Raw genomic sequence first — 15290 nt, forward strand, 5'->3', positions numbered from 1 at the left:
AAGGCACTCTTTATCAGAGTGCCTTTTGGTTTTTATAATACCTGTGGGTTAGCGATATTTATCGGATTACCATTAATATAACTTATCACATTTTCGAAAGCTGTTCCGAAATATATCTCATAACTAGATTCTTCCACATACCCTATATGTGGCGTACAAACTACATTTTCAAAATGTAACAACTCATAGTTGGTGTCATATATCGGCTCTTCTTCATATACATCTACTCCTACTAATATTTTCTGTCCACTATTTAATACATTTACTAGTGCTCCACGTTCTATCAACTCAGCTCTAGCAGTATTGACTACTACTGCATTTTCTTTCATCAGTTTTAGATCAGCTTCTTTAACTATACCATAAGTATCCTTGTTTAGTCTTAGATTAACAGTAATAATATCAGCTGTACTAAAAAATGCCTCTTTAGTATCTGCACTCATAAAGCCATCTTCTACAGCCTTAGCTCTAGAAGATTCACTTCCCCATACTAATACTTTAGCATCAAATGCCTTTGCATACTGAGCTAACTTCTGCCCTATCTTGCCATATCCCCAAATACCAACAGTCTTACCACTCACATTAGTACCAATATTAATTTGCCACTTCCCTTCTCTCATACCTTGTATAGCTTGAGGAATTTTTCTAACTGTATTTAGTATCAATGCCCAAGTCAACTCTGTAGGAGCAACAGGAGAACCTATACCCTCTGCTACAGCTACGTTATACTGTGTACAAATATCTAGATTAAGATGGTTAGATACCTTACCTGTTTGACTAATCAACTTTAGGTTGGGTAACTTACTCAACAATTCTTCCGTTATCTCAGTTCTTTCTCTTGTTAGCACTAAAATCTCTGTATCCTTTAATAAGTCAACTAACTTAGCATTATCTTTCTCTGACTGGTGCAAGACTGATACCTCTTGTTCCTTTAATAAGTCAAAGCATTCTAGGGTTTTGATTACATGCTGATAATCATCTAATATCGTTATTTTCATTTCTTTGAGTTTTATAAATTTACGATTGTAAATCATTTATATCTTTAAAGGTAAATAGCCTACTTGACCTACTTCCTTTTCGTAAGGAAAAGTACAAAAAACGAAGGTATATCCGTGCTATTATTAGAATATCTTAACGTTGTTTTTTATTCTACTTGTAACTGAAGTCATCTTGACTTTATAATTTTATTTTATAGCAAAAAACAAAGATGTACAAAATGTTTTGGTTTTAATATGTATCTTTACAAAGTATTGATTTTAAGAACTCAATAGTTTTTTTTATGCCAATCTTCTAGGCGAATATCTAAAAATAATCAGAATAATATACGTTAATAGGAAGGATAGCCATCTTCATGCTGTCTTGGTTTGACTGAGTCCATTGTGAGTCCATTAAAACAGCCTTTTTAATGGACACACTATGCACGCAGGATGCTGTCAATATACTTTCATATAAAACCATATAGCAACTGTATAACTAAGAATTGATAAGTAAAGGAGTTTCTTTTTTTCTTGAGGTAAGTGATAAGATATGTAAGCCTTAGAGGGGCTAAAAACATTGATTTATAAGAAAATAGATGTTAGGCAAAGTTACGAAAGTAAATTGAACATATAAGAAAGGAGCTGACTTAAATGGGCTAAAGGAGATAATATACTAGAGATAATCACATTACAAGTCTATACAGAGAATGCAGCAGGTATCAATCTTTATAAGAATTTAGGCTTTAAAGAAATAGATGTTATTCCTAACTTTATTAAAGACAATGGTAGATATTATAATAATATGAGTATGTGGTTAAGGGTGAGGTAAGGCTATCTTCTATTTTTAAGATAATAATATAACATTATTTATTCTTGAAAATATTGGTACGCATAAGATTCTATATTACCACTTATGATATTTCCATCTTCATCTTTTATCTCATACATACTTTGATTATCCCCAATTACAGCCTCTCCATCTAATCCTAACAACACAGTATATAATACATCTGTTAATGTAGCATCTATAATTTCACGCATAATATTAGTCTGATTCTCATTAAGATTTAATGATTTTATCAAATGAGCTACCTTTGTCTTAGAATTATCTGTAAGATAATCTTTTAATAGGTACTGTTTTTCTTTATAGAAACCTTTTACAAATTCTTCTGCAGTCATAATTATTCTTTCTTAATATTGCGAAACTCTCTTTGTTCTATTAGTTAATTCATCTTATTTATAACCAAGTTACATGATAATCAAATCGACCAAACCACAGGCTCCTGCCCCACTTATTATAGTCCAAGAGAGTGTATCTTTAAACTCATTATTTTTATGTTTTAAATACACAAGATGAAGACAAAGATGAACCAACATAAAAGTACTTCCATAAAAGCTAAATCTATCTATATCTTCAGTATTACTCAATCCCCAAAATAGAGCTAAAAACAAAGGTAGATGCACTATGATAAATACAACTTGTCCTAGCTTATCACTTAAAGAGGAAAGCCCTGGAAATATTCTCCATTCTTTACAACGGACAGCATCCATCTCATGCATTAACATAAATGATAGCCCTAAGTAAAAGAAAAAATGATGTGTCATAAATATGTATTTAACTTGAATTTAGTGTTATTACTTTACTACTATTTTATACTTTAAATATCTAAGGTTTATAAGGTATTTCATTAGGATTATCTTTAAAGTATTCCATAATAATTAAAAACTCTTTATCCGTAAGTAACAACGTTGCTAAGTCATTTCCACCTGATACCAAGTAAAACCTCTCTTTTATAAAGTTATACTGTAATATGGCATTTACCTCTTTAAAGAAATTCCGTACTGAAGTATCCCATACCAAGTCATTATCTAGATCATACTGTGTATATAAGTTGATTTTATTTTCATTAATAATGATATCATAGGTCTGTTCATAATCATCAGCTACCTTTACTTCAAGTTCAAGGGCTCTTTTTCCGAGCATTTTATTTAGCCGAGGAAGAAAGAAGTTAAAGTTAAACTCTGCCATTGCCTCTGCATCTATATGAGCAAATTTATACGTTTCGTCATCGTGGATATAGAACGACTCGATGATATCTAATTCTAATGAATCAATCAACTCAGGATTAGCGTACTGAAGAAAGCCAACCTCTATTAACTCAACTCCTAAAGGAGAAGGTTGGCTATGGGATAACTTAGGTGTTTTAGAAGACCTAGCTATTCTTCTAATAACAATACTCAGGGTTATCCAAACCACTAAACCATATAAAAAGTAAGTATAATTCATCTAAGTACACGACAAAAAACAAAATACATTGATATTTAGTTGATTAACTTTAGAATGAAATAGTCTAGCCAAGTAATCAAGGCCTAATTTTACTACACTAATACTTCTATTACTATGTTTTTTGAAGGATATAGGTTTAATGTATGTATCGATATAATCTCCAATTTTATAGCACCAAACAAGTGCAAGCATTACTAGCATAATGAGCTGTTCAAGTTTTTTAATACACTTTAAATGCGTGTCTTCAATATTAAAACCACTTGACTTCATTGCTCTAAATAATGTTTCTATTTGCCATCTTTCTTTATATTTTTCAGAAGCATTTTCGGATTTATTAAAACTTACAATTATACAATAATCAGTTTTGCCATCTGTCATTATCTTTGTGGCTGACAGATAACATAGTTGTCCATGTAGATACACAATTTTTTCATAAGCTCTAAACTCTCCAACTTTTAAATTGTAAAACAGATGATATGCATATTTATCTTCTTGCTTATGAGGTAGATAAACTTTAAAATTGTTTCGAATACGTATATAATACCTAATTCTTTCGTTATTCAAATATTCTATCCAACGTTCTCCAATAAACTCTCTATCAGCTAATAAGCACTCTATACAATCTTTTCCAAACCATTCTATAAAATCATTAATGAGTTCTTTTCTCTCATTGGTATTTGAGTTTCCTTTTTTATCTAACATCTTAAATATTAAAGGGAAAGCAACATTTTTGTAACAAACACCAAGCATCAGTATGTTGATGTTTTGATTTCCAAACTTCCAGTTTGTACGATCTATAACAAGGGTATATTTATCTTGTTTAGGAAGAATAGCAAAGATGAACTTAGCTACAAGTTCAGATGTTAACTTAGCATCATAAACAAAACGTTGAATACGCCTACAGTTACTTTCTGCTTTAACTGAGTTGTCAAATGCTATAGATATATTTGTAAAATTGACTGACTTTACTTTGCATAGAGCCACGATAAATAAGGAAATAAAACTGATCCTAGCTAAATTGAGTTTATCCTTAAAACCTCCTTTTAATATCGTTAAAAGTTCTGTACTTTTGTAATCTAGGCTGTTGTTCGTTTCTAAAGGCATTACGTGAGAATTTTTCCTTTAAGATACTGAATATCAGCCTTTTTTACAAACATATGTCTCGCCTATTTTGTTGTAAATCAGATATTTAACATTTTTGTCGGGTACTAAGATAATTCATAGTATAGATTATTTAATTCTTAACTCCTTCACTCCACTCCCCAAACACTGAAATAACGCTAAACCTGAGGGTGGTAAACTCATAGTGAAAGTCCTTTCTTTCTCTCTCCTTCATTGCGTCAATATGTCGATGAGGTTGGTCTATTTTACCATATCTAACATATCCTTCTGCGTCTTCCATATAGAAAAAGTAGATATTGTATATCGTCATAAAACAGATTAGTTTATTAAATAACTATTGCCTTCCACTCCTTAGCTAGGGTTTCAACATAATCGACAAAACTATCTACTTCATTAATCTTATAAAATGTATACTCAGGCTGATTTTCCACACATTCCACATTATCAAAACAATGATCGTGTGCGTATAGCATCACCTCTTTCGTTTTAGGATCATATAAAGTCACGTTTCCATTAGCCTCTTCTACAAAGCATATAAAGTCCTTGAAGTCAATTGGCTTTTTATCTTCTGATTCACACAATTGTATATACAAATCATCCCAACCATCAAGTCCTAAGTAGCATTCTGAACCTATGAACATAAAGTTTTGATTATTACATAGGCTATATTTAGGTCGTTTATAAGATTCTTGTATCCCCCCTATTTCACTTAATAAAAGCTTGTGTTCCTCTATTAAATTAAGTTCTGAGGCAGTGTTTTCTTCTATTTTATTCAACCAACCACAGCTTAAATTATCTTTATTAGTCCAAGAAAAAAGCTTGTATAATTCATTATTAACTGTCAAGTTTAGAACTCTTGCTTTTAGGATAAGCCCAGTCAAAAAGGGGTAAGTATTTTTAAACTCTTCTGATAACTGAATTATCTCACCTTTATTAATGAATTCAACTTTATCAGTATTACTTATAAACCACGAAATATCTTTTTTAAATGCTTCAAAATCTTTATTCATAATTTAATTTTATAGATATAAGTTTATACACTTTGACTCTAAGTACCATAACCTGCCATAATCGAGAGACAAAGACCTCTAAATATAAATGGTAGTATAATTACTCCTATCAGTACTATATTAATTTACAGATAAATATAAGAAGATTAAAGTTACTAATCATAAACAAAAAAAGTCTATACCAAGCTTATACACTTGATACAGACTCTCTGTCTTGTATAATCTGCTAAAAAAGATTATTTCTTATTAGCAGCTTGATTTACTATTTCCTTAAGAAGAGCTTTGCGTTTAGCTGCAGCCTCTTGTTCTTTTTGTTTCTTTCTATCGATCTTATCCTTTACTGCCTTTCTATTAGCAGGAGTATTTCTTCCCATTTATAGCTGTATTAATGATACACAAATCCCTTTCTGACTGCAAAGTTAAAATAAATACAACGTTCTTTCTTCTGATGCCTATTAAAAATCTTGTTCTATAGGATTACTGGTAAGGATAATCTTTATCAATCAGTAACAAAATAAATTTACTTCTTAGAACAAAATAGTAATTTTATTTCACTTTACTTTTTCTTAAATTATTAATAAATACTGAAGGAGGATACCCCGTCACTTTCTTAAAAGTAACTGTAAAACGACTATGAGATGCAAAACCAGATTGTTCTGCCAAATAACTAATTTTATATTTTAAATACTGTGGTTTGTTTTCTAAACAGGATACAATGTACATAACTCTCAACTCGTTAACATAAGTTGCAAAATCACATTCTTTATGTTTATTAACTACATAAGATAAATAACGGTGATTAACTCCAAATCTAGCAGACAATAGATTTAATGATATATTCTTGTCTAGAAAATCTCTACCTTTTTCAAAAGAGTCGACTTGTTTTAAAATAGCTATTTCCCGCTCTAAGGTAATATATCTTCTTTCGCTATCTAAGTCTAGTGAATTGTCGTTTACAATACAGCAGTTTTCTTTACTATCCCTTTCTAATTTAGTAATAGCATTATTGGCAAGAATATACTCTCTTCTCTTAAAATACTTAATTGCTATGCCAAAAGAGACTATGCTTAACAATAAGAAAGCATTCCATCTATTTACTAAAGACTGTGATAAAGAACTATCGCTTACATTATCTCCTTCTATTAATGTAAAATCTTCATCAGACATAGTTAATAGATTTAAACTTATATTTAAGTCATATTCTGTATCCTTTATTTGAAAGAACTGTCCTTTTACCCATTGAATGTATGAGTTTCCTTCATCCATCAAATAGGTATTTGTTTTCTGCCAATTAACTGTCTGGTTTCCCACTGTAAATACAGTTAAAAACAGAATTAATAAACTTTTCATTTTTTACTAATTTTTTCAATTATTTTGAATCTCAAAATACAGCATCGATTAAGCTACGTTTTACAACAGAATAAATCATTGTAAAATTGCTTAACTAAATCTCTACGATAATCATTACAAATGGTAATAAACCATCTAGCTTTTTACTTGAAAATAGTAAAATAGTTACTTCGTATTAGAAGGGGGGAATTCAAAATACTATTGGAACTTTTTACAATATTTCACAATAAGCTTAGTTTGCAAATTACTAATCACTCTTCTTAAGAACCATATTTATTAAAAGTTTAAAATTTAGTGAATTTAACCTCTTAAATAAATATAATTCTCAAATTATGAAGTTATATCATTATATTTTTCAATAATTGGCTAAGATATAAAATTAAGTATTTAGAATAAAACCAACTATTTCATTGATTATCTTATGATATAAAGCAAGCTTTTTTTATAGTTTTTTTTCTGATTAAAGATGAATAAAACCGTAGGTTTACTAATAGCCATAGCATCATCATATTATATCAATTAAAACAAACTATTATATTTATATATCTAAATAATTTCTTTTATCCATGCTCAATAGACTCAAGTGTAAGCTGCCAGTTCCATGCTGTACGCAATGATTCTTCTATAGGAGTATTAGCTTCCCACCGTAACTCTATCTTTGCTTTTGTAGCATCGGCATAAGCCACTGTGATATCTCCTTCTCTCTTTTCTCCTATTCTATAAGGAACACTAATATCATTTACTGTTTCAAAACTTTCTATGATTTCTAAGACAGATGTTCCTTGTCCAGTACCTAAATTATAGATATCTAAAACTCTTCTCTCTTGACTACAAAGTAACTTGTGTAAAGCTGCTATATGCGCCTTAGCTAAGTCTACAACATAAATATAGTCTCGTATAGCTGTACCATCAGCTGTAGGGTAATCATTTCCCCAAACATTTAGATACTCTCGTATTCCTCCTGCAGTTTGGACTATATAAGGGATCAGGTTATTAGGTATTCCATTAGGTAACTCTCCTAATAATGCTGAAGGATGTGCTCCTATAGGGTTAAAATAGCGCAACAAAGTAGCTCTCTTTTGATAGGCTTCGACAAAGTCTTTGATGATTTCTTCTCCCATTTGCTTGGTTTTACCATAACTTGACTCTGGTTTTTTCAAAGGAGTATGTTCATTAATTGGCATCTGATCTGCCTGTCCATACACTGTACAAGAAGAGCTAAAAATAAAGTTAGAAACCTGTCTTTTCTTCATTTCTTGCAGAATATTAATCAAAGAGTATAGGTTGTTTTCATAGTAATCTAAAGGAGCTTGTTGACTCTCACTTACTGATTTATGGGCAGCGAAATGAATAACCCCCTCTATTCTATGGTCTTCAAATACCTTAGAAACTAATTGAGCTTCTTTTAAGTCATAAGCATAAAATACTGGGCGTACTCCTGTTAATATTTCGATACGATCTAAGACAGACATCTGTGTATTAGATAAATCATCAATTATAACAACTTGATATCCATCTTTAATTAACTCAACAGTAGTATGTGATCCAATATATCCCAAACCACCAGTTACTAAAATCTTTTTCATAATTCTTTTATTCTTTGTGATCTATGTAATAATCTCTATCTATTGTTCCGTCAACTAGATCCTTCGTTTTACTTCCCTTGTGCTCTTTAAAAAGTTCTTCGTAATCTTTAGTATAATGAGCATCAGGTACAATATTTAAATCAAATATGACTTCTGCGTTTTCTCTATTCTCTAAATTGCCATATAGCGTTATATAGTGCTTTACATACCCTATATTTTTAGTTGTATCAAACTCTAAAACCAACTTACCTTCTCCCCCAGCAGGAATATGTTGAATAGAAGCCTTCTTGACAATAATACACCCACAAGAAACCAAAACATCAGACAACACAAATGGATGTTCTCCCTTGTTTATAATCGGAAATACCATTGTTTTTTCTTCACCTTGTAATACAGGATAATAGTGGCGATTGTTATCTAATATCTCTACTGTTGTATTCTGATTTTCGCTTCCTTTACAGGCCGTAAAAAGAAATACTGATATCAATATTCCAATTATATAAACAAACTGTTTCATTATTATATTTTATTTGTAATTTGTATTTCATCACAAGCAAGGGCTATGCGCTTTGCTTTAGACTTCACCATCTTAATTTGCATTCTATTACTCTCTGTAAAGTCTATTTCTATCTGACTTTGAGCGATTCCCTCTGTTTGAACTAAATCACTCTTATACACTGTTTTTACCAAGCGCCCATCTAACCAAAATGTTATATACTCTGGAGCTAGAAAACGGTGCTTATCTTGAACTAAGAAATTGATTGTTAATTGCTTATTACCTTTCAATTTTGAAGTATCAAATGACATCTCTATATCATTTGCACTAGAGATATACCATCCCATTTGATAATCAAAAGGCATACCTGTTAACCCATTGTTTAAAAACTTACTTTTTTCAAAACCTTCATCTACTTTAGAATGAACACTAATATCTGTACCTAACAACTGATTTTCATAAGTTGATTCTTGAGTCATCTCTTTCCATGCTTGAATATATTGTTTTAAACTTCCACCTACTTCCTTATATTGCGTTATTTGATACTCTTCTACCCCATTTACTAAGGTATTAATCCATTCTCTATTCTCAGGTACAAAACGCATAAGAATCCCCTCTCTATTTCCAACTCCATTCTCCTTATATTCTTTAGAATAAGCTATTTGCATACGTGAAAAAGTGAGACCAACGAAGAGTTTTTTAAGCAATACTTGTTCGTTTCCTGTTGTTGTACTTATGGCTTGTTTTACTCGATTGTAAAATGTCACAAACTCTTGCTCATCCAAATAGGTTGCTAATGCTTCATTGGTTGACCCATATAACGCATATGGTTTATTCTTTTGTTCGTAGTACTTTTCCAACTGCAAATAATATGAACTCAACAACAAAGAATTTTGAGGATAAAACTTATCATAAAACTGTTGAACTAGCTGATCAACAGATAAGTCTAAATCTTTCATCAAAGCTCCTAATACATAATTTTTTACATCATCGAAAGTAGAATAATCGTACCCGCTGCCATTCAAAAAAACACCTGAAACTCCCAGTGTTTTATAGAATCTCGCTTGTTTCTGAAAAGCATATAACACTGGAATAGGACTTAAATAATCGTCAAAATTGGCACTATAATCCCAAATATAAATAAGCGAAGTTTTGGACTTCCATTGCTCTATTTGCTGAACAAACTGTTGCACCTCTTGTCTCTTCTTGCTCAGTTCTTCTAATTCTACGCCTTTAGGTAGGTTAATCGTACTAACAAAAACACCCACATTTTTTTCTAATGTTACTTTAGGCACTTGATTCGTTGAACGATATAGCAAAGTAAAAAACTGATGATGTGGAAACTGCTTCGCCAATTGATTAACTAAGTAAGTAACAGATTCAGAAGCATCTTTAATACCCTTATTTAATGCCTTACACTCATTACAACCACATACTATGTCGTTGTCTTGTGGCGTAATTACAAAGCGATAACTTTGCTTATCTCCTCTCCCAAACTGATCCATAATATAGGCGCTCAAGTAACGTTGTAAGCCTATAGAAGTAAAACAGTATTGTGTTTGATCTACCTGTTTTTCATTTTGGGCATAAATAGATATATCTGTTATATTGGATAGCACTTTAGATAAATTATGCCCCCAAATCCCCCAATCTAACTCTACATTGTGATTTCCTGCTACACCTGACTGATCTACTATTAAATTTTTGTGATAGTAAGGCTCTCTATAAGCGAAATCATGTGTAGCACATTTGGTTTCAAAATCCAATACAGCTGGCGTTAAATCTGAAGCACTCAATCTAGAATCTACTTGTGCAATTGCTTCAATCAATTGATAAACTACCCATGTCATAGTGGCTGTATTCTTGACCTTTATAGTCAACAATATTCCCTTATGTTTGATACAATAATCTTCTTTAATCTCTGTATCTATTACTAAATAAATATGCTTTGCTCTTTGATTCCTATGCTCCGACTTAGTTTTTTCTTTCAACAAAACTAAGTCAGATGCATTTGATCTCTTGTGTAAATGGTGATATAGATAATCAGATTCGACTGAATTCTTTTCCTCTTTATAAATAATATACTGTTCTGCCTTTAAGCTTGTTCCTTTATTTGCAGAACAGCTGTTATTGATAAATAACGTTATAAACAACAGGTATTTTAAAAACTTAGAATACCACATTGACAGTTACGTATAGATTATACAAGTTTTTATATACATTATCACCTGCTTTGTAATTATACCATGTACCAATCATACTAGCATTGATATTTTTGTATAACACCCATCCAAAACCACCTCCTATATTGGTATTCAAAACAGAAAAACCATTGTATAACTGATAATCTATCAATTCTACATCTGGAGATGATCCTACTCCTGCTAGAGCAGTAATATAATGCTTAGGAGATGACATATAAAACCTCGCGTTTACAGACAAATTATACATCCATTCGCTTCCCATAAAGAAGTTATTAAATTTGGTATTAAAGCGAAAAGTTTCTGTTTGTTTTGTTGCTCCAATGACAAGATTAAACATCTCATTCTTGTTTACTATGTCTAATGGATCATACTGAAACTTGCGGTATCCCACTCCTGCTTCTAATTCCAAACCTCCTATGACATTCACATCCTTGAACACTGATGCATTAAGAGAAAACTTTGGAAAATAAGCATCTGACAGAGCTACATTGATTTGTGTACTAAATCTGTTCTTCCAGTTCCTAGACCATCCTATGTGCCCTTGTATACCTTTACCTTGCTCACGTCCAGTATAGTTTGTCCCAACAGAATAACTATTATTCACATAATGACGTGTGTATTCTAAAGACGCTACTGATTGATGTACATCGTTACCATCTTGTTTGCTCCATAAGTATTGCATCCCTATTTCATTGTTCGCTGCTTTGTTATTTAAGTAGTTTAAATGTTGTTTAAACTCCTCTACCTCCATTGGTGCAGGCTCATAAAACGATTGATAAAAATAGGCTTCTGCAAACTTCTTTTGTTTTTCTAAAGCTAGCCCCTTAGTATATTTTAATTCTTTGCTATCAGGTAGATGACATAATGCTAATTCTAACTTTTCGACAGCCAGATCTGCGTTTCCCTCTTTTATCAATTGCAATGCGTACTTCTCACTTATTTCGCCATACGTAAGCAGCAATAGTTCGTGGTATGGGTTTTCATCTAGTTCTGCTACTAAAGCAGTATAGAGTGATGCGTAATCATCTCCTACTTTGCCTTGTAGCTCAGCTAATTTTGCTTTAAAAAACACATCGTGTGGGTGTGCCACAATTCCTCTCTCTAAATAAACAATAGCATCATCTGTCTTTTTAATTTGAGACGATAAATTAGCAGCATACTTCAAGGCTGTGTTATTTGCTGGATCTTGTACTAACCATCGCTTTACAATATGTAAACTCTCATTGTACAAAAAGTCTTCATTCTTGTTCTTTACAATCGCAACGCACAACTCTTCATATCCACTTAAGTATAATATGCGTTGTGTAGCATTTGTTCTTACAAATAGCTCTTCGTAACTGTCTAATGCCGCAGTATAGCTTTTTTGTTTAAAGTAGATATCAGACTTTTTAAGCCATAATGTTAGATCTTCAGGATTACTCACTGTCAGCTTATTGATAATATACAATGCACTGTTATAATCTCCTTTATTATAATAGGCATTATATAATCCAATTTGAGCTACACGCTTTATCTCTTGTTCTGCCGAATTGCTAATTAAATTCCAACGACTAATTGCTTCATCATAATTTTCTTCAAACATATACCCCTTAGCCTCTTCTAAAACAATTTTATCGTATGCCAACGCTAGATCTTTATCATTCCCGTACTGACTATAAAGACTTTTTGTCAAACTATTTGCTTTTGCAGTATTTCCCATACGAGTATATACTTGTAATTCTTTTAAAGCAATCATTTTTGAACCACCACGAGTGCGTTTATGAGCAGATAATGTAACTAATGCTTCTTCATATTGCTGCCCACCCACTAAGTGATTAAAAACATAATTAAATGCTTCTTCATTTCCTGGATTGGCACTTAATGTTTTTGAATAAAGAGTAAAAGGATCATTTAACTTTGCATTGCGAGCCGCTTCTAGAACATAGTAATTATATTCCTTTTTCAATTTTTTATTTTCCAAAAAAGTTAACAGTTCATCATAGCGTTTTTGCTCTTCTAAGATGCCTATTTTCTTATTCATCAACGCACTATTATTAGGAAATAAATACAGTCCGCGTTCTGTAAAAGATAAAGCACTTTGCTTGTCACCTACTTTTAAATAGTCATTAATAACCGTTAAATAATACTGAACATCTGATGAAGACTCTTGAATAAGTTTTCTTCCCAGCTCTATAGACTTATCTAAATCTCCAGTTTTTCTACTTTGATCAGCTTCTGTTTCTATACTATAGACATAGTCTTTTTTCAAATCATTATCTGTTGGATATATTTGATATAACCTCTTTTTTAAGCGATTTGCTTCCACTTCATTCCCTTGTAAAAGATAGAGTTCTATCTTCTTTTTCCACAGGCTTTTCAAATACGGATTAGCTTCCAGAATTTCGTTAACATAACAAATAGCACTAGAATAGCGCTTTGTCTCTATCTCTACATTAACCATAATTTGTTTGGCATCTGTATTGGTAGGGGTGATCTCAATAGCTTTAGATAATTCATAGCGTGCCTTATCATATTGTTTCTTATGATGATAATACTTACCTAACATCATTCGCAAATCAGAATCGTTAGGATATTCTTTAATACCTTGATCCAATGTAGATTTACCGCCTTCCCAGTCACCTTTATTAAACTGTGTACCTACCACAGTAACATAATTATCTTTATCACTTAAACTTGTTGTTCTTTGTGCATAACCAACTGTACTGGCAAGCGAAATAGCCAATACAATACGCAAACAACTATAATGTAATTTTATCTTTTTCATCTATTTTATCTATACTTAGGAGTTAGGATACTGTATTTTCAATTGGGGTAGTATGTTTTTCTTTAGAAAACCCTTGACGAGTCATCTCTCCCCATTTAAAACTGCTCCTTGTCATAAATTGCCAATAACCACGTAGACTAAAAAAGACTATGAAGGGATGATAAAGAATTGCTTCGAAAGCAGAGATAAAGATTAGTTTTAGATATTGTCCATATGATTTATATTGCTTCTTAACCATTATATCTAATGAGATAGAAACTAACGACATCGTAGCCCCAATCATGTAGACAAATAATAACATCAACCAAAACGTTTCAGAATTTAATTGACCTGTCCAAGCTAAGAAGATTAAAAATCCAAGTCCTATAACCTCAATAATTGGAGCCATAAATTCAAATAATAATGCATACGGCATAACTAACATACCTAATCTACCATATTTGCGGTTAAGCATTAATCCTTTATGTACAACGAATATTTGTAGTAATCCTCTTCCCCACCTTGTGCGTTGTCTACCTAGTACTTTTAAGTTTGGTGGACCTTCTGTCCAACAACATGTATCTGCTATTTGTTCAATGCGGTATTCTTTTCCTTGATCACACATATAGGATACCATGCGAAATGTCATATCCATATCTTCAGCATGAGACTGTGAATCATAACCTCCTGCTTCAATCACCACAGTTTTGTCAAATAAACCAAATCCTCCCGATACATTGGGAATTAGATTAAAAGCAGACCATCCCATCTTGGCTAATAGATAAGAACGTAAATATTCTGTTTCTTGAAATAAGGGAATTAAGCTATTCGGCGGTTTAACCTCAGTAATTTGCCCATTGCTAACCTCACATCCGTTAACCATACGCATAGTAGCACCTACTGCAATAACTGGTATTTTAGAATCTAAGACGGGTAAAATAACTTTTGATAAAGTATCTTTTGCTAAAATGCAATCTACATCTGTATTAATGAAGTAATCATATTTTGCTACATTAATTCCAGCGTTCATAGCATCTGCTTTCGTACCTCCGTTTTCTTTATCTACTACTGTTAGTCGCTCGAAAACTTGATTTGTTGATCGATAAATACGTTTTACAGGTTTACATCTTACTTTTTCAATATAAGGAAAAGGTATTTCGATTAAATCAAAATTGTCAATCAACAACTTTAATGTGTTGTCTTTACTACCATCGTTAACAATGATTACCTCAAAATTTGGATAATCCAAATTCAATAGCGACTGTACATTGTCAATGATAATAACCTCCTCGTTATAAGCAGGTGCTACAACAGAAATAGCAGGTGCTATCTCTGGATGAGTTTTTAATATATATTCTTCTTTTTCAGTGTATTTTGCTTTGTTACGTATAATTTTAAAATATCCAAACACAGCCAAAATAAAGTAAATTAGCGTAATAAAACAGGCATAAAAATACACTAAGTATTGATATACATAGGTAAGTATTTCCATAAGGAATAAATGAGATTGTGGGGTTT

At 31.7% G+C, this 15290-nt stretch carries 14 protein-coding genes and 1 pseudogene; 1 reads left to right on the top strand and 14 read right to left on the bottom strand.

The genetic code is table 11. The annotated features are described in order from the left end of the window. Positions 1-32 precede the first annotated feature (32 nt). Complete coding sequence (locus tag LNQ81_RS15265; protein WP_229948208.1) at positions 33-995, bottom strand: D-2-hydroxyacid dehydrogenase family protein; 963 nt, start codon at positions 993-995, stop codon at positions 33-35. A gap of 649 nt (positions 996-1644) precedes the next feature. Here LNQ81_RS15265 and LNQ81_RS15270 point away from each other — a divergent pair. Then, on the top strand, positions 1645-1803 hold the full coding sequence (locus LNQ81_RS15270) for a GNAT family N-acetyltransferase (protein ID WP_336245922.1): 159 nt from the start codon (positions 1645-1647) through the stop codon (positions 1801-1803). Positions 1804-1841: 38 nt separating this feature from the next. Here LNQ81_RS15270 and LNQ81_RS15275 read toward each other — a convergent pair whose 3' ends face one another. The 13 genes and pseudogenes from LNQ81_RS15275 to LNQ81_RS15335 all read right to left on the bottom strand — a co-directional run bounded on the left by LNQ81_RS15275 (position 1842) and on the right by LNQ81_RS15335 (position 15264). Then, complete coding sequence (locus tag LNQ81_RS15275; RefSeq protein ID WP_229948209.1) at positions 1842-2153, bottom strand: hypothetical protein; 312 nt, start codon at positions 2151-2153, stop codon at positions 1842-1844. A gap of 69 nt (positions 2154-2222) precedes the next feature. Next, the gene (locus LNQ81_RS15280) at positions 2223-2579 is read right to left on the bottom strand and encodes a DUF6713 family protein (protein WP_229948211.1); all 357 of its coding nucleotides are present in this window, start codon (positions 2577-2579) and stop codon (positions 2223-2225) included. A 61-nt stretch (positions 2580-2640) separates the two neighbouring features. Further along, positions 2641-3261 carry a hypothetical protein gene (locus LNQ81_RS15285; protein ID WP_229948213.1) on the bottom strand — a complete coding sequence of 207 codons (621 nt, stop codon included), beginning with the start codon at positions 3259-3261 and terminating at the stop codon, positions 2641-2643. Next, complete coding sequence (locus LNQ81_RS15290; protein WP_229948215.1) at positions 3262-4365, bottom strand: IS4 family transposase; 1104 nt, start codon at positions 4363-4365, stop codon at positions 3262-3264. A 130-nt stretch (positions 4366-4495) separates the two neighbouring features. Continuing rightward, a pseudogene (locus LNQ81_RS15295) lies at positions 4496-4686 on the bottom strand (hypothetical protein); the annotation flags it as partial. 23 nt (positions 4687-4709) lie between these two features. Next, positions 4710-5393 carry a hypothetical protein gene (locus tag LNQ81_RS15300; RefSeq protein WP_229948216.1) on the bottom strand — a complete coding sequence of 228 codons (684 nt, stop codon included), beginning with the start codon at positions 5391-5393 and terminating at the stop codon, positions 4710-4712. A 236-nt stretch (positions 5394-5629) separates the two neighbouring features. After that, positions 5630-5767 (bottom strand): hypothetical protein, encoded by a 138-nt coding sequence (locus LNQ81_RS15305; RefSeq protein ID WP_229948217.1) that lies wholly within the window; start codon positions 5765-5767, stop codon positions 5630-5632. Positions 5768-5939: 172 nt separating this feature from the next. Then, positions 5940-6743 (bottom strand): helix-turn-helix domain-containing protein, encoded by an 804-nt coding sequence (locus tag LNQ81_RS15310; RefSeq protein ID WP_229948219.1) that lies wholly within the window; start codon positions 6741-6743, stop codon positions 5940-5942. A 560-nt stretch (positions 6744-7303) separates the two neighbouring features. After that, positions 7304-8329: a UDP-glucose 4-epimerase GalE gene (gene galE, locus LNQ81_RS15315; protein ID WP_229948221.1), complete on the bottom strand. Its 1026-nt coding sequence runs from the start codon at positions 8327-8329 to the stop codon at positions 7304-7306. A 7-nt stretch (positions 8330-8336) separates the two neighbouring features. Beyond that, the gene (locus LNQ81_RS15320; protein WP_229948223.1) at positions 8337-8846 is read right to left on the bottom strand and encodes a DUF1573 domain-containing protein; all 510 of its coding nucleotides are present in this window, start codon (positions 8844-8846) and stop codon (positions 8337-8339) included. 2 nt (positions 8847-8848) lie between these two features. Beyond that, positions 8849-11008 (bottom strand): DUF4838 domain-containing protein, encoded by a 2160-nt coding sequence (locus LNQ81_RS15325; RefSeq protein WP_229948225.1) that lies wholly within the window; start codon positions 11006-11008, stop codon positions 8849-8851. Continuing rightward, the gene (locus tag LNQ81_RS15330) at positions 10995-13793 is read right to left on the bottom strand and encodes a tetratricopeptide repeat protein (protein ID WP_229948227.1); all 2799 of its coding nucleotides are present in this window, start codon (positions 13791-13793) and stop codon (positions 10995-10997) included. Before LNQ81_RS15330 ends, LNQ81_RS15325 begins: the two co-directional genes overlap by 14 nt. A 22-nt stretch (positions 13794-13815) precedes the next feature. Further along, complete coding sequence (locus LNQ81_RS15335; protein WP_229948229.1) at positions 13816-15264, bottom strand: glycosyltransferase family 2 protein; 1449 nt, start codon at positions 15262-15264, stop codon at positions 13816-13818. Positions 15265-15290: the final 26 nt, after the last annotated feature.

Origin of the sequence: Myroides oncorhynchi (assembly GCF_020905415.1) — a bacterium.
Classification (GTDB): Bacteria; Bacteroidota; Bacteroidia; order Flavobacteriales; family Flavobacteriaceae; genus Flavobacterium; species Flavobacterium oncorhynchi_A.

What these genes read in the sequence shown, in the direction of transcription:
- LNQ81_RS15300 (WP_229948216.1), bottom strand. Translation starts at nt 5,393, where the DNA reads ATGAATAAAGATTTTGAAGCATTTAAAAAAGATATTTCGTGGTTTATA.
- LNQ81_RS15285 (WP_229948213.1), bottom strand. Translation starts at nt 3,261, where the DNA reads ATGAATTATACTTACTTTTTATATGGTTTAGTGGTTTGGATAACCCTG.
- LNQ81_RS15305 (WP_229948217.1), bottom strand. Translation starts at nt 5,767, where the DNA reads ATGGGAAGAAATACTCCTGCTAATAGAAAGGCAGTAAAGGATAAGATC.
- LNQ81_RS15290 (WP_229948215.1), bottom strand. Translation starts at nt 4,365, where the DNA reads ATGCCTTTAGAAACGAACAACAGCCTAGATTACAAAAGTACAGAACTT.
- LNQ81_RS15310 (WP_229948219.1), bottom strand. Translation starts at nt 6,743, where the DNA reads ATGAAAAGTTTATTAATTCTGTTTTTAACTGTATTTACAGTGGGAAAC.
- LNQ81_RS15330 (WP_229948227.1), bottom strand. Translation starts at nt 13,793, where the DNA reads ATGAAAAAGATAAAATTACATTATAGTTGTTTGCGTATTGTATTGGCT.
- LNQ81_RS15265 (WP_229948208.1), bottom strand. Translation starts at nt 995, where the DNA reads ATGAAAATAACGATATTAGATGATTATCAGCATGTAATCAAAACCCTA.
- LNQ81_RS15275 (WP_229948209.1), bottom strand. Translation starts at nt 2,153, where the DNA reads ATGACTGCAGAAGAATTTGTAAAAGGTTTCTATAAAGAAAAACAGTAC.
- LNQ81_RS15335 (WP_229948229.1), bottom strand. Translation starts at nt 15,264, where the DNA reads ATGGAAATACTTACCTATGTATATCAATACTTAGTGTATTTTTATGCC.
- galE (WP_229948221.1), bottom strand. Translation starts at nt 8,329, where the DNA reads ATGAAAAAGATTTTAGTAACTGGTGGTTTGGGATATATTGGATCACAT.
- LNQ81_RS15320 (WP_229948223.1), bottom strand. Translation starts at nt 8,846, where the DNA reads ATGAAACAGTTTGTTTATATAATTGGAATATTGATATCAGTATTTCTT.
- LNQ81_RS15325 (WP_229948225.1), bottom strand. Translation starts at nt 11,008, where the DNA reads ATGTGGTATTCTAAGTTTTTAAAATACCTGTTGTTTATAACGTTATTT.
- LNQ81_RS15280 (WP_229948211.1), bottom strand. Translation starts at nt 2,579, where the DNA reads ATGACACATCATTTTTTCTTTTACTTAGGGCTATCATTTATGTTAATG.